Here is a 19353-nt window from a genome sequence, read left to right as displayed (position 1 = left end):
TCGTCATATGCGGGTCAGGTCCAACCAGCGGTCTTGAGAATGGCGGACGCAACGGCCGGGAGCGGTACGTGGGTGGTGTCGATGGTGAAGTCTGCGATGTCGGCCTGATCGAGGATCTGGTGGAGCCGGCCGGCCCGTTCCAGGTGCCAGGGCAGGGACTCGGGGTCGTTGTCGGCTTCATGGCGGCGCCTGAGCCGGTTGTGTACGACAGGAAGGTCCGCCGTGAGGCGGCACACCTTGAGCGGCATGCCGATGGCTGCCTGGTAGCCGTCGCGGTCGGCCGTGTTCTCGGCCACCCCGGCCAGGACGAGCCGCCGCACACCGGCGTCGAGGTAGTTGGCGGTCAGGGCGCGCAGGTTGCGCAGCAGCAGACCGGAGTTGAACGGGTCGTCCTCAGGGGCGGGCCACGACTGGCAGAGGCGGTCCAGGTCCATGACCGCGTGCGGCACGCCGGCGTCGGAGAGAAGATCGCCCAGCAGGTCGGCGGCCGAGGTCTTGCCGACGCCGACAGTGCCGGTGATCAGCAGCGCACTCAGCTCTGCCCCGTTTGCATGGTCGTGGTGGTTCATTACTGCTCGCTCTGCATCGTATGCCTTCAGCTGATCTGCGCATTATGGCCGGAGGGACGGATAGGAGCACCAGGTTTTCCGTACGCCCATCCCGAAGAAGACTTGGCGGCCGGTGGTCAGCGGGCGGACCACGAGGCAGTCGCCTCCGACGGTGAAGCGGGTGCCGTATGGCCGACGCACGGGCCGGTGATCCCGAGGCCCGGGGTCGATGCCTGGCCGGGGGCGGCGAGCAGGAACGGATGATCGCACGGGTGCGTTCGGTGGCGTGAGCGGGCTCATCGGCAGCGGGCCAGGTCACACGGATTCCCTTCTGGAAGGGCGGGACCCTCATGCCCGCCCCCGACCCGCACTGGTAACCCGGAAGGTAAGCCCTGCCGGATGGGCCGACGAAACGACCCGCCGGACAGGCCCTGGCCATGTCCGACAGGTCGGTGACGCACTGATGGGTGCGTCGTTCGTGGTGATGTGGGGCGGGGTGATCTCAGCGACGCGGAGTGGGCGCGGTTGCAGCCGTGCTTGCCGAGGAACGCTGGCCGGAGCGGGCGATGGCAATGTCATCGGAGGGTGATCAACGGCGTCCCGTTCCGGTTGCGCACCGGGATTCCGTGGCGCGATCTGCCGCGACGGTTCGGAAAGTGGCAGACGGTGTACGACCGTCACCGCCGGTGGTCGGCGGACGGCACGTGGGAGAGGATTCTCCGTGCCGTCCAGGCCCAGGCCGATGCCAAGGGGTGCATCGACTGGTCGCTGGTCAGCGTGGACTCCACTGTCTGTCGCGCCCATCAGCATGCCGCCGGAACCCGCAAGCGTGCTCCCCGCGTCCCTGGGAAGCGGACTCGTCCGACACGGCACCGGGACGATGAGGCGCTGGGCCGATCGCGAGGCGGCCTCACCTGCAAGATTCATCTGGCGAGCGCGGGCGGCCGACGCCCACTCGTGTTCGTCATCACCCCTTGGCAGTGGGGTGATGCCCCGCAGCTGATCGAGGTCCTGGACCGCATCCGCCGCTATCTGCGCCGTCGGCAGATCAAGCACACCATCCCCGAACCGGCCAACCAGCGGGCCAGCCGCCAACGCCGGGGCAGCGCGGGTGGCCGGCCCACCGGATTCGACAAAGGGATATACCGGCGCCGCAACGAAGCGGAGCGAACCATGAACGCGATCAAGGGTTTCCGGGCCGTGGCCACCCGCTACGAGAAGCGCGCCTATATATTTCACGGCAGCGTGCTGGTGGCCGCGATCCGGCTGTGGCTTCGCAGCTGACGCTCACCGGATGCCCCGGCCGGACCGGTATATCGCGGCTGTGGTCAGTGGACGATCGACACGATCTGGCAGACCGCTTCGGCCAGTTGACGGTCGCCTTCGATACGGACGCGGGCCAGGGCGGTGTCCGGCTGGATGCCGCGCGTGCACAGGCGCCAGGCGGTCTCCGCATCCAAGCGCACGACTGCGGCGGGACGTTCGGCCACCGGCTCGGCGAGCGACCAGCCGTCCCCGGTGGACGTCGCCGTCCAGACGTCGCCGGCCGGGCCCTCGATCCGCATCTGGACCTGCGTGCCGACCGGCGTGGTGACCTCGCGCAGGGTGTGGGGCAGGGCCCGCATGAACGTGTCCAGGACCACGGACAGGAACCGCGGATCGGCGTCGGTGTCCCGGCCGATTGCGTGGCGGATCTGCTGGCGGTGGGTCCAGAACTCGGTGAAGTCGCGCGCGCTGTCCAGCCACATGGGCGCCGGATCGACGCCGGCCCAGGACACTCCCAGCGACGGGGCATCGGGGTCGGTGGCCGCGAAGAACCGGGCGACCTGCCCGCCGATCAGGTTGAGGGTGTCGGTGAGCGCGGCTGGGCTCACCCGACGGTGGGCATCGACCCACTCATGATTGATGCGGTGGATGAACGCCTCCAGCGTCTCGCCCGGCGCGAAGGCGGGGCCGTCCTGATGGCCGTCCCGGTCCCGGGCGAGGCGTCCGTAGAAGTCGCCCAGGATGTGTGCCGCGAGATCACGGACGGTCCAGCCCGGCACCGCCTCCTTGCCCCAGTCGGCGGACGCCAGGCCGCGCAGCGTGGTCATCAGCGCGGCCTGCTCAGGGGCGAACAGAGATCGGGCATCGATCGGGGCACCGAGCCAGGAATGGCCGGGCACGTCATTGAGCTGGGAGTTCATGACTCAAGCCTGCCAACCGAATGCCCCGATGACTACCTAATATCCCATTCAGGTCGATCGTGCCGTGCTCCCGCCTGCCCCCGTCAGAGCACTACCGGACCAAGACTCATCAGACACGCCTCAGTCGGCGGCGTCCCACTGTGCCTGCACCCAGGCCAGCTGCACGTCGCTCAGCAAGGGGTCGAACCCTTCCGTGAACATCAGCATCTTCGGCTGCGGCCACATATTCTCCGGCCCGTGCTCGTCGCAGTGCAGGGCGATCAGGTGTGGCCCTTCCCCACAGGACTCGTGCCAGTAAGGGCGGTCATGCGCCTGGCAGAAGTACCCGAACCTCCAGCAGCCATCTTCTTCAGTCGGCTCGTAGAAGCCGGGATCGCGAACGATCGTGGTCACCGGCTCCTGCCGGTTGAACCGGGGGATGGGTCGGGGATCGCACCACAGCAGTCGGGGAGGTATCACGCGCCCATCCTGCCCGAGGCCGACCTGTTCGGATCATTGGGTCGTTGGTCCGGTTGTGCCGTTGACTGATGTGAAGTGGTCGCGGACTGCGCCGCTGCTTCCGGACCGGACTCCGCGACGTGGTGGGCGGTGGCGTGATCGCCGGCAGATTATCGAGGCGATCGCGTGGAAGTACCGCACGGGTTCTCCGTGGGAGGACATGCCTTCCGAGTTCGGTTCGTGGAAGGGTCTCTACAACCGATTGCAGAGGTGGGCGATCGACGGCACGTGGCAGCGGGTGTTTACCGGTCTTCTCGCCCAGGCGGACGCTGACGGGGATCTCGACTGGGTCGTCGCGGTCGACTCAACGATCGGTCCGTGCCCATCAGCACGCCGGAGGGGCCGGAACGGCCGATGCTACGGCTGCTCGGTTGCAGCTGGCAGGTTGTGCCACCCATGTCCGCAGGCGCCTTTGCAGTACGTCTCGCGGCGGCGAGTGTCGGCAATGGCGAAGACGGAGACGAGGACGCGGAACGCCTTGACGTATTCGGCGGAGGGGAGGCCCGCGAACCCGTAGCGGGGCGGGTCCATGCAGATCATTACCGAGGGGTTGGCCGTGGGCTTCACACCGGACCGCGCCACCCCCGCACGGCCGTCCGCAGTTGTAATGTGCGCCTGCATCGCATAGCCGGTGACTTCCTGCAGAACCTCCTGCTGGCGTGTCGGGGCGAGGCCGGAGAACCAGCCCACACCAACGTCCAACGTGCGGAGCCCTTGGGCGATCTCGTTGACAACCCGCTCCGTCTCGCATCGGAAGGTGCGGCCGTCGTCGCCATTCGTGTCGGTCATCGCTTGATGGTTTCACGATGCCGGTTCCGAGCGAAGGCCGGTACCCGCACCCGAGAGCCGCGCGGGCGGGAACCGGGAACAGTCCGCTCCCGCGATCCGGCTGGAGCTTGGTGCGCGCCCGGCCGACATCGGTCAGACGGGGGAGGAGCAGTGGCATGTTCTGAGCGACCCCGAAGGCAATGAGTTCTGCCTGCTTGAGGCCCGCCTCAACCCACTCTGATGCGGGTCGGAACCTCGTGAGTCGTCACGGGCCTATATGCAGGGGTTGGTGCCAGCCTTCCGGGCCCTGGGCGGGGTGCCGACGGCCCTTATCCGTTACGACAACCTCAGGTCTGCGGTCAAGCAGGTTCTCTTCGGCCGTTCGCGGACCGAGAACGCGAGGTGCGCGGCTTTCCGGTCTGGTATCAGTTCTCGGCCAGGACGGCGCCCACGAGAAGGGCGATGTCGAGCACGAGGGCAGCCGGTTTCGCCGCAAGCACCTGGTCCCACCGCCTTCTCTGAACTTGCCGGGGTGGTGCGGGCGAACGCTTCCCGATGGCGCGGACGGGGTGTTGCTCACGGGCCGTCGGGGCTGATCTCCGCGTTCAGATCCCGCAAGGCGTCGTCGTATTGGTGGCGGTCGAACTGGAACGGACCGAACTTCGTGTAGTCACGTTTCGTGCGGTAGGGCTGCTCGAAGGAGTCCCAGATCACGAGATCGGCTGTCACGGTGATGCGAGCCATGAGTGGCCAGCAACCCAGCTCGCCGCATTCACAGCCGAGCAAGGGCGTCTTCGGCCCCATTGCGTCGGTGGATCGTCCGTGGAAGTGGTCCTCCATCGGGCCGAATCGAAAGTACTGTGGGGTAAGACCGCCGTAGGCATCACCTGCAGGCTGCATCCCGGCGTTAATCTCGAACTTGTCGATCAGCTCGATGAGCGGTATTCCGTTGATGCGTGGGACGACCTCAAGCACGCCAAGATCGTCGCGATGCTGGCGGTCGAACCGGATCTCATTTCTGGCCATCCCTTGATTATCCCAGTGCACTTCTTCCCACTGGGAGCCCGGGGTCGGTGGTGACGTGGCGCCCCGCGACGTCGCGGAAGGTGGGCATACCGAGTGGTGGCCGAGACCGAGATGGTCCTTGCCTTCGAACACACCCGCCCGTCGTACACGCTCCCCGACCTCACCGATACCGACCGACTCCTCGAGTCGATCCGAACGGCAACAGCCTGACAGCTTCACTCCCTGCCTGCTTCCAGGAATCCACGCGCACCCGTCCCGCTGCGCACCCATTACAGGGCGGTATTCCTCATGTCATCCGCCCTCGTACCGCCTCCAGCAGCTCTACGCGCCCGACCCGCAGGGCGAGCGCGTCCTGCCTCGGCAGCGGCTCCCCGTACCACGGCATTCACGAACCCGCTGACAGCGTCCGTCGGCTGGTTCCAACTTGACGTGCACAATGGCTAGTTGGTGATGGAAGCAGACCGAGAATATGTCACGAAAACTTCCTCGGGCGCGATATTTTCGTGACTTGGTGCTCGCCGACGCCCGGCAGACCAGCCGCTACCGGATGCGTCGGTGGGCCTGATCGTCAACTCGCCGCCGTACTTTGCGCAGATGTCCGCTTCAGGACACCGACATGAAGGAGTGCCTTTCTTGACCACTCACCTCAGACATGGCGCCGGCCCGCGGATGGTACTGGCGTTGTTGGCGGCGCTGTGCGGGATCATCGGTGCCGCCGCGCTCGGTACGACCCCCGCGGCAGCAGCCGATCAGCGTCACGCGATCTACGCCATCGCGCACCGAGTCGACACCCTGGACGGCGTGGACGCCGCGCTCAACCACGGCGCCAACGGCATCGAGATCGACGTCTGTGCCTGGTACAACCCGAACGAATGGCGCGCCTATCACGACTGTTCCTCGGCCGGTGAAACCCGGCACGGCCCCAGCTTCGACAGCATGATCGACCGCGTTGTCTCCCATGCCAAAGCAGGGCGTCGGCTGAGCCTGGTCTGGCTGGACATCAAGGACCCGAACTACTGCGGAGAAGCTCAGAACCGTGGGTGCAGCGTCGCCGGCCTGCGCGACAAGGCGCAGCGGCTGACGGCTGCCGGGATCCAGGTGCTCTACGGTTTCTACGAGTACCACGGCGGCAGCACCCCGGACGTCGGCGGCAGGGGCTGGAAGAGTCTGGAAGGCAGGCTCGGCAAATTGGAGGGCATCACGACGACCGGGACCCGCGATCAGGTGCGAAGCGCCTTCGACCGGTCCGGTTCCGGGTTCCCGGCCGGTCGCCGGGCGATGGACTACGGCGACTCCGATATCACCAAGGGGTTCGGCAACTGCACGGAAACCGGCCACAACACGTGCGCGGAACTGAAGAAGGGCGCCGGGGACCGTGCCGCTGGACAGCTCGCGGCCACGCTGTCCTGGACGACCACCTACAACGATCCGTGGTACGTCGACAAACTGCTGGGCGACGCGCGTGTGGACGGCATCATCGCGGGCTACGGCGCCTTCACCGGAGTGCGCGAGTACGACAACAGCTGGCAGTGCGCCAACGCCATCAACCTCGTCCGTGACTGGGTGAACCGCCACAGCGCCACCCATCGCATGGCCACCAGCGGTGACCGCCTGTTCAGGTAGCGACAGCCTCGGGCCGGGTCCGCATCAGCCCTGAGCCTGATGGGCCCCCTCAAACCGTCGGCCGGGATCCCGGCCGACGGCTCTTCCTCAGGGGGCGACTGCCTGTGACGCGCGCGGGCAGGGCCGGCCAGGTATTCGCGGAAGCCCCGGCCCCGGGCCGGACCAAGCCGGTGAAGAGAACATCGAACCGCGCCGCGAATCCCTCCAGCGGTCCCGGCGTGGGTGGGACACGGCGTCGTACTCCACGAGCGGGCCCAGCCCGGCGGATGCCCGCCGCTCGTCCAGCCGGTCGGTGTCTGCGACGGGGCATGGACCAAAGCGGCCGTCCTCCTCGAAGTACTGCGTCCCGTACGTCTGCTCCTGTCGCTGGGCGACCTGGCAGCGATCGGTCAGGTAGGCGAGATGCCGCGGCAGTGCTTCTCCGGCTTCGACGGCCGCTGTCAGGAGCTGGAACGCGTGCAGCTGGAAGGGCAGGTCCCGGTCGGCGTGCTGGATCATCAGCCATGCCGCATCCGCTGCTTCTTCACCGACGAGAGTGTGTCCGGGCCAGCCGTGCTGGGCCAGCACGGTCTTGAGCCACACGATGTTGTCCGCATCCACCACGCGCATCGCTTCCCCGTCCGCCTCGACGTCGTCCTCGCTGTCGCGGGCGCCGCGGGCGTACTGGTCGACGGCTACGCGCCGGACGAGTTCGGCGGCCAGTTCGGGATTGAGACGTTCACGCGCCCGTCGTACCCGGTGTCGGCGAGGCAGCGGGTAGCGCGGTCGATGAACTCCCGGTCGATGTCGATGCTTGTCACCGTGCCGCTCTCGTCCGACGAGCTCGGCGATCAGTGCCGCGTTGTACCCGCAGGTCGTTCGCGATCTCCGTTGTGCTGCTCAAGTCCAGTCTCCTGTCTCCATGTAGGACGCGCCTCCGCCCTGCCGTGCTGCCATGACTGCTGACAGGCGCCGGAACGTCAGCGGGTCGCACTCCCGCTCCCAGTCGCCTACCGTCCGGACCTGCCATTCGGTGTGCTCGTTCGGATCGAGCCGGATCGCGGCGAGCTGGTCGTCGGTGAGGGTGCCGCCGTCGAAGATGAACCCGGCCCGGCACGCCACCCAGCCTCCGACCGGCGGCATGAAGTGGGCGCCCAGCAGGCGAGGCGGGCCGGTGAACTCGATGCCGGTCTCTTCCCGGCACTCGCGCACCGCGGTCTCCCACGGGGACTCGCCCTCGTCGGTGTTGCCACCGGGGAACTGCCACACTCCTGCGACAACGGATGACAACAGTTGGAGTGGGCGCCCGGCGGTGTCGGTGAAGAACAGCGCTCCGTACATCGTGGCCTTGGGCAGGCTCGCGCTGTACTCCTCCGGTGGCACCCATCTGTTCGTCAACGCCCGCCCCCTTCGGCGAGGTCGCGCTTGGCGACGCGGTCCAGGTGCTCGGCGAAGACCGTGCGGGCGTCCGGAGTGAGCCGCTGCAACGCGACCATGGCTGTGGTGATCACGTCGCACACCTCGGCCTGCACGTCATCCCACGTGTGGGAGAAGCCCTTGCGCGGGTTCTGCCCCATCGCGCCGATGACGGCCTCTGCGGCCTCGCCGGCTTCCTCGCTGATCTTCAGGATTTGCAGGACGCGCCGCATGTCACCGCGGTGCGTGCTGTGCCGGTCGAGCCGTTCGGTCAGGCTCGCGATGGTGTCCCAAACAGCATCCACGTGTCCCCCTTCCACCGGTCCTGGTTCACGCGTCATCGGGCTTTCCTCCTCCGTCTTGCTTGCATGATCAGTGCCGCGGCCTCGGTGACCGTACGGGCCGTGCGGTGAGGCTGCGGCCTGCAAAGATGCCCAGGTGGGGCCTCCGGACGCCCACCGCGCCGGCGATCAGGTCACTGACCAGGCCGGTCGCTCACTGTTGTCTGCTGGCGGCAGCAATACGAGCACTGGGTCCGGACGGGCGCGAGCTGGGTGTTCTTGATGGTTTATGAGCCATGCTCCGAGAGTGTGCCGCCCTCAGGCCCGCCGACCGGCGAGCCGCAGGAGGTATCCCTCTGGCGAGTGAACACCACCCTTGTCCGGTACGGCACTTGACTCGCGTATCGGCCTGTACATGTCTCGCATGCGGTGGTGGCATGGATGCCGCGCGGCAGTCCTGTGGCACAGCGGAAGAGCGACGGAAAGGGGCCTTCCTTGTTCACCCCCGTGCTGATCGCCGGTACCGCCGCGGCCCTGGTGGCCGCCGCACTGACACCCACCTCCCCGGCCATCCCCGGGGAGACGCCTCCGCAGGACAGGGTCCTCATCGAAATCAGGGTGGTCAACGGCGCCTGCTCCTCGCCGCTGATGTCGGTGTCGGTCTCACCGGACAACACCGGGTTCACTGTCTCCCACGGTGGCTTCACCGCTCAGGTGGGCGTCGGCTCGAAGCCGTACGACTCCCACAAGAACTGCCAGATCCTCCTGAGCGTGAATGCCCCGCGGGGTTACACGTACGCGATCGCCGGGACGGACTACGAGGGCTTCGGGTCCTTGGAGAAGGGGGCCAGAGGCCAGGTGAAAGCCGAAAGCCACTTCCAGGGCCTGCCGTCCGGAACCTCCGGGGTCCATCCTTTCGTCGGCCCGTTCCAGGGCGGGTGGCGGGCGTCCGACGTCACCGATGACATGGACCTCGTCTACGCCCCGTGCGGTGAGAAGGGCAGCCTCAATCTCGACATCGCGTCGCAGGTGAACGCCGGTACCTCCGACCCCTCGACGACCCACAGTTCTCTTACCTACGGCTGGACGGGCGACAGTGCCGACACTGTCTATCACCTGGCCTGGAAACACTGCCCCGCGACCTGAGGCAGGACCACTGTCGTCAGCACCCCGACGAGCAGCTGGCCTACCGCGCCGAACCGGGCGGCTGCATCCGCATCGCGGGCAGCGATCCCGCCCCCGTCGCCCCGTTCGCCCCTCGCCGTGCTTCATCCGGCAGCAGACTCGCCATCAAGGTCCTCGCCGTGGTCCCGTGCACCTTGGCCGAGCAGGCACTTGAGCCGGCGGTTGCCCCTGTTCCCGGCGCGAGGGCCAGAAGAAGCGGCCCTCGCGCCGGGAAGACAGTGAACAGAGTCAGGCGGATCGGCCGTCTCTACGGCCTTGCCTGCCCCTCGGCCGCCTCGGCCAGGGACGGCCGGTCCAGGCGGGCGACCTGTTCCCGCAGTGTCTCGACCTGCGCGGTGAGGTCTTCGATGCGGCGATGGAGGGCCTGGATGCAGACGAGGGCGACGCCGTTGGTGTCGGTGGCGGAGATGGTGACGTTGTTGTCGCCGAGCCCGAAGGCCGCGTGCCAGTCCTGTGCCATCGGGCCGAGGTGCCGGACGGTCGGCGGGTCCCAGTGGTAGCGCCAGGTGCTGACCGGCAGTCGAAGGACTTCCTCCAGGATCTGGTGGCCGTTGACGGCCTCGGCGGGGCCAGTGGTGGCCGTGGTGGCGGCAGAGGCCAGACCTGCCGGCCCGGCGAGGATCTGCGGATGGGACGGGCGATTACGGCGTGCCGCCCGCGCTTCGCGGGCGGCACGCCACCAGGCGGTGATCAACGGTCCCAGCGCACCGGGGTCACGTCGGTCTTCGCATTGCGGTCCGACAGACCGCCCAGCAGGCTGTTCAGCAGTCCGGTGACGAGCGAAAGGATCTGGGGGGATGCCTGCTCGGCGATCGGGGTGAGGGTGGCCGCGCTGCCTCCGGCCCGGGTGCCGTCAGCCTGGGTGACGGGCGTGGCACGACGGTCGGGACTGATTGGTGTCATGAGCTTCTCCTATGAAGAAGGGGCCGACCCTGCACGATCTGCCCATAGCGACTGTGGAACAAGGCGTTCCGACCTGCTGTCACCCAAACGAGTCTCAGCCCCGGGACGATTGACGGACGACGTGTCCGTCGAAGTCCCGCCGAGCCCGCAACACCACAGCCAGGAGTTGAAGAACAAGCCCAGTGCCTGTTTGCCATTTCGAGGGCAAGGCAGCCGGGTGCGCCAGAAACAGGAATGAGGCCACGGACTACTGGGGCTGCTCCCGGCCGAGCCGCGGCCTCACGACGGGAGTCCCGCTCCTGGGCGGCGAGAAGCCGCAGGACCAGGGTGTGTCTCCTTGAAGAGTTGGGGCGAGACGATTGGATCGAGGGCTGTCAGCCCTTTCGGGATCTGCCGGATCAGTTGAAACGCCGTGGCACCGGAAACCTCAGAGGATCTGGCCCCATGAGGATGGACGACGGGTGCTGTCTCAGTTGATCTGGTCCTCTTCCGTGGTGTCGGCGTCGACGGAACCGACCGCTTCGTGGTGGGTCGAGTTCAGTCGCGAGCCGGGGTCCGCGCTGTGTCTGGAACAGGTTGGCGTGATTCCAGGGTTGCGTGATCCAGCCCGTGGGCACGACGGAGGAAGCCTCAGCTGCTGCACGGCTGGGTGCCGGGACTCGACCAAGGGGAGATGTAGATGTCGTCGATGATGCAGGGAACCGTCAAGTGGTTCAACGAGAGCAAGGGGTTCGGCTTCATCACCCCTGCGGACGGCAGCAAGGACGTGTTCGTCCACTTCTCGGCGATCCAGGACAAAGGCTTCAAGACCCTTACCGAGGGCCAGAAGGTTCAGTTCTCGATTCAAGACGGAGCAAAGGGTCTGAGGGGCCTCGCGTTTCCCGGACAGTCGTCTGACGGGTTCTTTCACGCGGCGATGCGCAACTTCTGGTGCTCGGCGTGGATTTCGCAGGGAGGGCGGTATCCCACTGCCGAGTGAAGGCGTTTGTGATTGTACCAGAATTCGATGTACCGGGTGATGTCCTGCCGGGCGGCCTCGCGGGTCAAGTACGTGACCCGCGATACGAGTTCATTCTTCAGAGCTCCGAAGAATGACTCGGCCATAGCGTTATCGAAGCAGATCCCGGTACGGCCCGCGGACCTCCGGAGCTGAAGGCTGTTCAGGGTCTCCCTGAACTCGTCCGACATGTAATTGCTGCCGTGATCGGAGTGGAATATGGCTCCTTTGGAGAGCTTCCGGTTCCGTGCTGCGTTACGGATCGCCCGGGATATGAGCGGAGTTCGGTAGTGGTCGTCCATCGCGTATCCGATGACTTCTTTGGTGCAGCAGTCGATGACGGTCGCCAGATACAGCCACCCCTCGCCGGTCGGTATGTAAGTGATGTCTCCGACGAGCTTTTGCCCGGGGGCCTCGGCGGTGAAGTCGCGGCCGACGAGGTCCGGTACCAGGCCGGCCGCGGCCCGGGTGAGGCCGAAGCGTTTCGGCTTGGGCTGGCAGGGCTCCAGAGCCAGTTCACGCATCAGCCGGCGGACCAGTTCCAGTCCTGCGGTGCGGCCCCAGCGGTGCAGCTGGGCGTGGATGCGCCGGTGGCCGTAGGTACTGTCGGACATCTTGAAGGCCTTCTTGATGAGCATTTTCAGTTCTTCTCGCCGCCGCGCCGTTGCCGAATCTGGGCGGCTGCTCCAGTCGTAGTAGCCAGATCGTGAGACGCCGAGTCTGCTGCACATGAACTCAACGCTGTATGCGTACTCCGCTGTATCGAGTCGCATCTCGTCGATGAACTCGTACTTGGTCGCTACCGGGGATCCCTCGCGAAGTACGCTGCGGCTTTTTTGAGGAAGGTCACTTCCATCTCGAGCTCACGGTTACGCCGTTCGAGTTCCTTCAGGCGCGCCCGCTCGCTTGCCGTCAAGCTGGCGCCGGACGCTGGTTCCTGTTGTTTCTGATACTTCTTCACCCAGCCGCGAAGGGTCTCGGGGTTCATTTCCAGTTCTCGGCCGACTTCGGAAATCGTCTTGCTCGACCTCAGCGCGATCTGGACGGCTTCCTCACGGAACTCCGGCGAGTACTTCTTCGGTGGCGCCACTGCTTCCTCGTTTCCGGTTCAGGATGATCCTATTGGACTCCTGTCCGGAAACTTCGGGGCCCCTCAGGTCCGTCCGCCGCCAACGTCACCATTATCTGACCGGCACTGCACCGCACTGCGCCGTCCGGCCGAAGCCGAACGATCCGGAGAGGGCTCTGATGCGACAAGCGAGGCCGGAGGAGAGCCAACCCACTGGAACGGTTTAAGACAGGGCACACCAGCCACACGTACCAGTAATTCGGCCGACTGTTCCCTGCCCGGCGGTCGGCGCGAGGTGAGGCTCAATCTTCTACCCCAATTCACCCGACGGTCTGTCACCATCCGTTTCTCTCACACTTTCTGACGGCTCGCCAATCCAGACAATCTCGTGGAACGTGTCCCAGCGCCTCTTGTTGATCTTTACGCTGGCGGCCGCGTCGGCACACCGCGTGCCGAGCGGAGAGGGGAACCTGCAGTGACGGATCTGCGGACGTACCACTACTACGCCCTGCACGAGGCAGACTCGCAACGACCCGGGCGCTGGGCCGTGACGGTGGTCTCTCCGGAGTCGGGCGAGGCCCTGGGCACGGTGACCAGTGAGCTGCCGGTCCGGGGCGGGCTGGGGCGGGGCTTCCTGTGCGCGGACTCCCGGGGCACCCACCTGTACGTGGGACTGAACGACGGCATCCACCTGCTGGAGACGCAGACCCTCACCGAGGTGCGGACGGAAGCATCCAAGTCCGGGCGGCTTCTGGACGAGCCGGTGTGGGACGCGGTCATCGACCACCAGCGGGAACGGTTGTACGTCGCGGTCGGCCGCGGTGGCGTCGTCGAGATCGACACCACCACCAACACTGTGCTGCGCCGGCTGGAGACCAGCGGGCGCTACGCGGGCGTCGCGGTCTCCCCGGACGGCACCCGGCTGTACACGGGCAGCTCCGAAGGCGCCCCTATGCTGAAGGTCCTTGACCTGGCCGACGGCACGCTGACTGCCACCGTCGAGCTGGCCGGTTTCGCGTACGGTCCGGCCGGGGTCAGGGTCGCACTGAACGAGGACGGTTCGCTGTTCTACACCCTCAACAGCTACCGCGAGGACTCCCTGACCGTGGTCGACACCGCCACCTTGACGGTCGCGGCCCGCGGGAGTGGGCACACCGAGGCGGTATGGCCGGGCGGGGACGGACAGCGCGTCCACGCCGTCGTACGGGGCGACAAGGGCCACGAGGGTGCCGTCCTGGCGGCCCGGACCCTGGAGCGGCTCGGGGACTTTCCCCTGGCCCCGGAGGGGAACCGGTCGGCGCCGATGATCAATGCGATGACCGGCGGCCCCGACGGCGCGCTGTGCCTGGCGACCTTCCGCGGGTTCGTCATCGCCACCCCTGCGGGCGACGGCCGGTGGGAGCACCAGCGGGTCGAAACCAAGGGCTTCAAATGCAGGGCGGTGGTGGCGGCCGCACCGACCCGGTACAGGGCCCCGGCACCCGAGCGGCCTGCCCGCACGGTCGGCGTGATCAAGAAGAGCGCGCCCGGCTACTTCCACCGCCCCGAGTCGGGCCAGATGGTCGAGAACGCCTACAGCGCCAACTTCCAGCCCGGCGAGCGGCTACCGGAGACCACCGAGGTGGTGCAGGGCTACTACAAGCGGGGCGACCGCGTCACCTACATCTGGTACCCGATGCCGGGCTTCGCCGGCAGCTACAAGTACTTCTACTACGTGCCGTTCTGGGGCGTATACATCGACGGCGACGACATTACCTGGGACGACGCGGCCAGCGCCGCGATCCCCAGGCAGGCCGGCCTGGTCGCCCGGCACAGTGGCAAGCTCGTCGAGATCCCCGACGGCACCGAAGGACTCGCCGACGGCGCCCGGGCACAGCAGTGGGAACGCCGCGACGCCGACAACCAGCGCTTCACCCTGGAAGCGGTGGAAGACGGCTACTACCGGATCACCTCCCGGCACAGCGGCAAGGTCCTGGAAGTCACCGACGCCGAAACCGACAACGGCACCGCCGTACGGCAAGGAGAGTGGAGCGGCGGCACCCACCAGCAATGGCGCCCCGAACCGGTCGGTGACGGCTGGTACCGCCTGGTCGCCCGGCACAGCGGCCGAGTCCTGCAGATCGCCGGGGGCACCGACGGTGCGCGCAACGGAGCGCCGGTGCGCCAGCAGGAGTGGGCCAACGCCGACCACCAGAAGTTCCGCCTCGACCCCCTCATCTGAACACCCGGCCCCGGCGGGGCGCCCGGGACCCAGGCAGACACTGGACTGCCTCCCAGGTCACCTGCGGAGCCAGACCAACAGGGCCGCGAGGTGGAGTGCGGCCTGGTAGGCGACGGCGAGCTTTTTTGTTCGCACGGCCAGGCCGCGCCACTGCTTCAAACGGGCGATGCACCGCTCAAGGAGCAAGCCGCACTGCACACGTATACGAGTTTGGGGCGGGGAATGCTCCGGTTGTAGGGGTTGATGGCCTGCTGGCCGTGGCTGCTGCTGTCCGGCGGTTGCGCGAGCGGCAGGCCGGTCGTGCGGAGGGTGGTGAGCCGCAGTGGACGGACCGTGTGCCGCTGAGCTCCCCAGATCCCGGAGTGGGAGACCGTTCCGGAGCTGAACCGTCAACAGGTGGTGCGGCTGCTGGCGTTGCTGGCCGCGCGGATCGTGACCATTCCCGACCTGCCGGGCGGGGGTGATCACGGTGAGCGTGACGGCTGCGCCGTGGGACCGGATTGAGGGCAAGGTCCAGTCCTGGCATCTCGATCGTCTCGCGGTCGTCTATGTCCGTCAGTCGACTCCTCAGCAGGTCATTGACCACGCGGAGTCGACCCGGCTGCAGTACGGACTCACGCAACGTGCTGTTGATCTGGGCTGGGCGCCGTCGCGCGTCCTGGTGATTGACGAGGACCTTGGCCATTCGGCGTCCGGCCTGGTGGACAGGCCCGGATTTCAGCGGCTGGTCTCGGAGGTCGGCCTGGACCATGTGGGCCTGGTCCTCGGTGTGGAGATGTCCCGGCTGGCGCGAAGCGGCCGCGAGTGGCACCAGCTGCTGGAGCTGTGCGCGCTGGCCGGGGCCCTGCTCGCCGATCCGGACGGGGTGTATGACCCGTCCGAGCACAACGACAGGCTGCTGCTCGGGCTCAAGGGCACGATCAGCGAGGCCGAGCTGCATCTGATCAAGCAGCGGATGTGGAACGGGCGGATCGGCAAGGCTCGCCGCGGAGAGCTGGCCATGCCCCTGCCGGTGGGCTATCTCCGGCTCACGGACGGCCAGGTTGTCAAGGACCCGGACGAGCAGGTCCAGACCGTGGTCCGTCTGGTCTTCGACCTGTTCGATGAACTCGAGCTGATCAACGGGGTGCTGCGGTTCCTGGTCGATCACGGCATCCAGATGGGCATCCGTGCCCGTGAAGGGCCGGAGAAGGGACTGCTGGTCTGGCGTCGGCCCAGCCGGATCCTGATCCAGAACATGCTCCGGCATCCGGCCTATGCAGGGATCTATGTCTATGGCCGCAGCCGCACCGACCCCCGCCGCCGCGTTCCGGGCCGCCCGTGCACCGGCCGTGTCCGCAAGCCGCGCGAGGACTGGCTCGTCTGCTTGCCCGGGATGCTGCCTGCCTATATCGGCATGGAACAGCACGAACGCAACCTGACCCGGATCGAGGCGAACCGGGCCCACGCGCTGAGCATGGGAGCCCTGCGCGACGGGCCGGCACTGCTGGCCGGGCTGATCCACTGCGGCCGCTGCGGAACCCGCATGACCGTCCACTATCAACGCGGCCAGGGCGGCAAGCTGTGGCCGAAGTACGAGTGCAGCCGCCTCAAGGCCGACTACGGCGGCGAGCTGTGCCAGCAGCTGTCCGGAGCCTGCCTCGATCGCTTTGTCACCGCTCTGCTGCTGGCCGCCATCGCACCGGCCGCCATCGAGGTCTCGCTGGCCGCGGCCGAGCAGACCCAGCACCGGCGCCAGGAAGTGGACCGGATCTGGCATCAGCGTCTGGAGCGCGCGGACTATGCCGTCGACCGGGCCCGGCGCCAGTACCAGCTCGCCGAGCCCGAGAACCGCCTGGTCGTCCGCGAGCTGGAACGCAGCTGGGAGTCCGCGCTGGCCGGGCGGCAGCAGCTGAGCGAGGAGTACGACCGCTTCGCCGCCGCCCGGCCCCGCTCTCTCACCGCAGCCGAGCGCGAGCAGATCCGGGCCCTGGCCGGCGATCTCCCGGCCCTGTGGCAGGCGTCTACCACGACCGACTCGGACCGCAAGCGGCTGATGCGGCACCTGATCGAGAAGATCCGCGTCACCGTCCTCGGAGACAGCGAACGCGTCACCGTTCAGGTCACCTGGGCCGGCGGACATCAGACCGACGGCGAGGTCGTCCGCCCCGTCGGCCGACTGGACCAGCTCAGCTACTTCCCCCAGCTCGCAGCCCGCGCTCGCGAACTCGCCGCGGCCGGACATGCCGCCCCCGCCATCGCCAAGACCCTGAACGCCGAGGGCTTCCGCCCGCCCAAACGTCGCGAACATTTCGGCGCTCAAGGCGTCCGCGAACTACTGCGCGAACTGGGCTGCATCAGCCAGCAGGAACGGAGCCTCCGCCGAAAGGCCCAGCCCCTCGGCCCCGATGAATGGTGGCCGAGCGACCTTGCCCGAGAGATCGGCATGCCCCGCGTCACCCTCTTCGGCTGGATCACCCACGGCTGGGTCACCGCCCGTCAGCAGCCTGACCGGCGCCGTTCCTGGGTCATCCACGCCGACCCCGTGGAAGTCGAACGACTCCGCCGCCTCCACCGACTGCCCCGCGGCCACGGCGCACGCCAACCCTGGCTGTACCACCAGGAGATGGCGATAATCCACAACGAGAAAGGAGCCCACGGCAATGACGGCGAACCGCAGGTATGACAGCACTGCGGCTTGCTCATCTCCACCGTGTTGCGTTCCTTGTAGGCGACGCGGTCGAAGCCGGGCGGGCGCCCTCCACGTGGGCCGTGCCGCCGCCGGTGGCGGACTGGTCCACCGGCTGCGGGATGACCGCCCGGATGTGCCGTTGACGCAGGTGTGAGCGGATCGTGCGGGCCGAGTACGCGCGATCCGCGATCACCGTGCCGGGCCGGGTGCGCGGCCTCTCCCAGCCGGTGAGGGTAACGCGGATCGCGGCCATGACGGACGCGAACGCCGGGGCGTCACCGGCCTGCCCGCCCGTTACCACCAGGGCCAGTGGCCGGGCCCCTGCGTCGCCAGGTGGACCTTGGTGCTCAGGCCCCCGCGTGAGCGGCCGATGGCGTGGTCGGCGGGCTCGTCCGGCCACCACCTTCCTTTCCGGGCGCCGGCCGCGTGCTGGTGCGCTCGGCACACCGTGGAGTCCACCGACACCGTCCAGCCGATCTCACCGGCAGCGTCCGCCGTGGCAAGCACGGCGGCGAAGATCCGCTGCCATGTACCGTCGACCGCCCAACGCAGCAACCGCTTGTGCGCGGTCTGAAACGGCCAGTTCCTCGGACAGATCCCGCCACAGCGCGCCCGTGCGGTACTTCCACCTGAGTGTTCGGTGCGGGCGTTCGGCTCGTCTCGCAAGCCCCCGAACCGGACAACCGGCCGTCAACAGTTGCGAGAATGGCCGAGCGCTCGCGGAACGCCCTCTCAGCGGTCGATTCCTCCGGGGGCGGTACTCGAACCGCCGAGATACCTGGCGATGGGGAGAACATGGGCGCCGATGACCAACGGTTTACCCCCTGACGCAGTGGTTTCGAGTCTCGGCTTCCCATTGTCGAAGTCGGCCTTGTTGGTGACGCCGTCGCCAGTCGGAACGAAGAACGGCCACAGGCCGGCAGCCGCATTGGCCTTGATGACCTGCTGGTCGTCGGAAGGGAACGCGGCATCCGAGGTGACCACGCTCGAGAGCCTCTCCACGATCAGCAGTGAGCCGATCGCACGCTGGAGCCTTCCGGACTTCTCACCGAACGCCATGTCCCAGTGCAGCTGAGGATCGGAAGCCCATGGTGGACTCGAGTGCTTCGTGTACGCCTCGTGAAGCCGGCTCGAGTCGTACCAGCGGGGGTCGGGATTGACGGTCCAGACCGCATACGCACCCAGTTCGGCTTCGACGGTCACCACGCTTCGGGCAAATCTGGTGGTGGTCGCGTCAAGCCGGTCGGCACCGGCCCACAGTCCCGAGAAGTCCTTGTTCACCCCTCTGGTCCAAGTGCCGGAAACATCCCCGCTCGTTGTCGCACTGTCGAAGGAAATCGTCGTGGACAGGGAGTTGCTGAGCATGCTCAGCAACTCCCTGCTGCCGCCGAGGTACTCGGCGGGTTTCGGGGGCGATCCCTGGTAGGAGTGAAGAAGCCTCTGCAGGGCCTTCAGGCGCACGATGTCCCGCAGCGCGGACGCGCCTTCGTTTGCGACATCCGGGTGATATGTCATCGCCCAGGCGTAGAAGACATCGGGCAGCCTGTCCTCGTCCGGCTGGGGCGTCAGTCCCTTGAGGTACTTGAGCCATTCCTGATGGACTCCCGAGCCGATCGCCGTCACGAGGGTGCTCTCCGGGACGGACAGCGCCTGAATCACGGCGGCGTACTCGTCGAAGAAGAGCGCGCTCTCCACTGCCTGCCAGTTGAAGGTGAGGGATGCGGGCGGGACGGTGTTCTCACGGGCCCACAGGGCGGTGTCGGACGGTTCCAGTGGGGGTGCGGGCTGGATGAGCTGGGTGGTCGACGGAGAAGCCGGCAAGTTCTTCAATACGGCGTTGTACCAGCGGTTCTGGAGCTCGGCCATCGGGTCGGGCGGTGACGGCGGCACGGTTGGCATGGCGCTGACCTTTCGTTGGGCGCTCCTGACCGGCCAGGGGGTCGCCGGCCCCTGGCCGGTCAGGTCATCGGTGTCGCCTCTGA

The 19353-nt window shown here is 67.3% G+C and carries 17 protein-coding genes and 5 pseudogenes; 8 read left to right on the top strand and 14 right to left on the bottom strand.

Annotated elements, in window-relative coordinates; genetic code table 11:
* Positions 1-14: 14 nt before the first annotated feature.
* Complete coding sequence (locus DXZ73_RS03000; RefSeq protein WP_116209483.1) at positions 15-569, bottom strand: hypothetical protein; 555 nt, start codon at positions 567-569, stop codon at positions 15-17.
* A gap of 465 nt (positions 570-1034) precedes the next feature.
* Here DXZ73_RS03000 and DXZ73_RS02995 point away from each other — a divergent pair, with 465 nt between their 5' ends.
* On the top strand, positions 1035-1832 hold the full coding sequence (locus DXZ73_RS02995; RefSeq protein ID WP_116209482.1) for an IS5 family transposase: 798 nt from the start codon (positions 1035-1037) through the stop codon (positions 1830-1832).
* Between the two features lie 44 nt (positions 1833-1876).
* Here the strand turns inward: DXZ73_RS02995 and DXZ73_RS02990 are convergent, their stop codons facing one another.
* Positions 1877-2734, bottom strand: a complete 858-nt coding sequence (locus DXZ73_RS02990) for a maleylpyruvate isomerase family mycothiol-dependent enzyme (protein WP_116209481.1) — start codon at positions 2732-2734, stop codon at positions 1877-1879.
* 120 nt (positions 2735-2854) lie between these two features.
* Positions 2855-3127 carry a hypothetical protein gene (locus DXZ73_RS02985; protein WP_116209480.1) on the bottom strand — a complete coding sequence of 91 codons (273 nt, stop codon included), beginning with the start codon at positions 3125-3127 and terminating at the stop codon, positions 2855-2857.
* Between the two features lie 25 nt (positions 3128-3152).
* On the opposite strand from DXZ73_RS02985, the pseudogene DXZ73_RS39135 reads away from it, so the two are divergent.
* Positions 3153-3464 (top strand): annotated as a pseudogene (locus tag DXZ73_RS39135) (transposase); the annotation flags it as partial.
* Between the two features lie 125 nt (positions 3465-3589).
* Here the strand turns inward: DXZ73_RS39135 and DXZ73_RS39130 are convergent.
* Positions 3590-4021 carry a DUF5958 family protein gene (locus DXZ73_RS39130; protein ID WP_240351111.1) on the bottom strand — a complete coding sequence of 144 codons (432 nt, stop codon included), beginning with the start codon at positions 4019-4021 and terminating at the stop codon, positions 3590-3592.
* A 97-nt stretch (positions 4022-4118) separates the two neighbouring features.
* Between DXZ73_RS39130 and DXZ73_RS02975 the strand changes: the two are divergent.
* Positions 4119-4241: pseudogene (locus DXZ73_RS02975) on the top strand (VOC family protein); the annotation flags it as partial.
* A gap of 335 nt (positions 4242-4576) precedes the next feature.
* On the opposite strand, the gene DXZ73_RS02970 reads toward DXZ73_RS02975, so the two are convergent.
* Positions 4577-5026 carry a hypothetical protein gene (locus DXZ73_RS02970; RefSeq protein ID WP_116209478.1) on the bottom strand — a complete coding sequence of 150 codons (450 nt, stop codon included), beginning with the start codon at positions 5024-5026 and terminating at the stop codon, positions 4577-4579.
* Between the two features lie 555 nt (positions 5027-5581).
* Here DXZ73_RS02970 and DXZ73_RS02965 point away from each other — a divergent pair.
* On the top strand, positions 5582-6649 hold the full coding sequence (locus tag DXZ73_RS02965) for a phospholipase (RefSeq protein ID WP_240351109.1): 1068 nt from the start codon (positions 5582-5584) through the stop codon (positions 6647-6649).
* Positions 6650-6736: 87 nt separating this feature from the next.
* Here DXZ73_RS02965 and DXZ73_RS02960 read toward each other — a convergent pair whose 3' ends face one another.
* The 3 genes from DXZ73_RS02960 to DXZ73_RS02950 all read right to left on the bottom strand — a co-directional run bounded on the left by DXZ73_RS02960 (position 6737) and on the right by DXZ73_RS02950 (position 8349).
* Complete coding sequence (locus tag DXZ73_RS02960; RefSeq protein ID WP_205519090.1) at positions 6737-7258, bottom strand: DUF6624 domain-containing protein; 522 nt, start codon at positions 7256-7258, stop codon at positions 6737-6739.
* A 270-nt stretch (positions 7259-7528) separates the two neighbouring features.
* On the bottom strand, positions 7529-8026 hold the full coding sequence (locus tag DXZ73_RS02955; protein WP_116209476.1) for an NUDIX domain-containing protein: 498 nt from the start codon (positions 8024-8026) through the stop codon (positions 7529-7531).
* Positions 8023-8349: a MazG-like family protein gene (locus DXZ73_RS02950; protein ID WP_338059105.1), complete on the bottom strand. Its 327-nt coding sequence runs from the start codon at positions 8347-8349 to the stop codon at positions 8023-8025. The genes DXZ73_RS02955 and DXZ73_RS02950 overlap by 4 nt, the downstream gene beginning before the upstream one ends.
* A gap of 471 nt (positions 8350-8820) precedes the next feature.
* Between DXZ73_RS02950 and DXZ73_RS02945 the strand changes: the two genes are divergently transcribed.
* On the top strand, positions 8821-9471 hold the full coding sequence (locus tag DXZ73_RS02945) for a DUF4360 domain-containing protein (RefSeq protein ID WP_162889992.1): 651 nt from the start codon (positions 8821-8823) through the stop codon (positions 9469-9471).
* 286 nt (positions 9472-9757) lie between these two features.
* Here DXZ73_RS02945 and DXZ73_RS02940 read toward each other — a convergent pair whose 3' ends face one another.
* Both DXZ73_RS02940 and DXZ73_RS02935 read right to left on the bottom strand, forming a co-directional pair.
* A complete protein-coding gene (locus tag DXZ73_RS02940; RefSeq protein WP_116209473.1) occupies positions 9758-10204 on the bottom strand; it encodes a tail fiber domain-containing protein in 447 nt (148 codons plus the stop codon).
* Entirely contained in the window at positions 10201-10413 is a 213-nt protein-coding gene (locus tag DXZ73_RS02935; protein WP_116209472.1) for a hypothetical protein, read from the bottom strand. The genes DXZ73_RS02940 and DXZ73_RS02935 overlap by 4 nt, the downstream gene beginning before the upstream one ends.
* Positions 10414-11101: 688 nt before the next feature.
* Here DXZ73_RS02935 and DXZ73_RS39125 point away from each other — a divergent pair.
* Positions 11102-11275: pseudogene (locus DXZ73_RS39125) on the top strand (cold-shock protein); the annotation flags it as partial.
* Between the two features lie 44 nt (positions 11276-11319).
* On the opposite strand, the gene DXZ73_RS02925 reads toward DXZ73_RS39125, so the two are convergent.
* Positions 11320-12500, bottom strand: a protein-coding gene (locus tag DXZ73_RS02925; RefSeq protein ID WP_116209470.1) for an IS3 family transposase whose coding sequence is annotated in 2 segments (ribosomal slippage) — positions 11320-12236 and positions 12236-12500 — 1182 coding nt in all. Because the reading frame shifts where the segments join, the coding sequence is not laid out codon by codon here.
* A 454-nt stretch (positions 12501-12954) separates the two neighbouring features.
* Between DXZ73_RS02925 and DXZ73_RS02920 the strand changes: the two genes are divergently transcribed.
* Positions 12955-14700, top strand: a complete 1746-nt coding sequence (locus DXZ73_RS02920) for an RICIN domain-containing protein (protein WP_116209469.1) — start codon at positions 12955-12957, stop codon at positions 14698-14700.
* A gap of 57 nt (positions 14701-14757) precedes the next feature.
* Here the strand turns inward: DXZ73_RS02920 and DXZ73_RS38705 are convergent.
* Positions 14758-14880 (bottom strand): annotated as a pseudogene (locus DXZ73_RS38705) (IS5/IS1182 family transposase); the annotation flags it as partial.
* Between the two features lie 289 nt (positions 14881-15169).
* On the opposite strand from DXZ73_RS38705, the gene DXZ73_RS02910 reads away from it, so the two are divergent.
* The gene (locus tag DXZ73_RS02910) at positions 15170-17365 is read left to right on the top strand and encodes a recombinase family protein (RefSeq protein WP_116215378.1); all 2196 of its coding nucleotides are present in this window, start codon (positions 15170-15172) and stop codon (positions 17363-17365) included.
* Positions 17366-17385: 20 nt separating this feature from the next.
* Here the strand turns inward: DXZ73_RS02910 and DXZ73_RS02905 are convergent.
* Both DXZ73_RS02905 and DXZ73_RS02900 read right to left on the bottom strand, forming a co-directional pair.
* Positions 17386-18107 (bottom strand): annotated as a pseudogene (locus DXZ73_RS02905) (IS5 family transposase); the annotation flags it as partial.
* Complete coding sequence (locus DXZ73_RS02900; RefSeq protein WP_116209468.1) at positions 18104-19270, bottom strand: hypothetical protein; 1167 nt, start codon at positions 19268-19270, stop codon at positions 18104-18106. The gene DXZ73_RS02900 and the pseudogene DXZ73_RS02905, both read right to left, overlap by 4 nt.
* Positions 19271-19353 lie beyond the last annotated feature (83 nt).

The organism is Streptoverticillium olivoreticuli subsp. olivoreticuli (assembly GCF_003391135.1).
GTDB lineage: Bacteria > Actinomycetota > Actinomycetes > Streptomycetales > Streptomycetaceae > Streptomyces > Streptomyces blastmyceticus.
The sequence above is the reverse complement of the archived record's forward strand: the minus strand, read 5'-3'. Positions and strand labels throughout refer to the sequence as shown.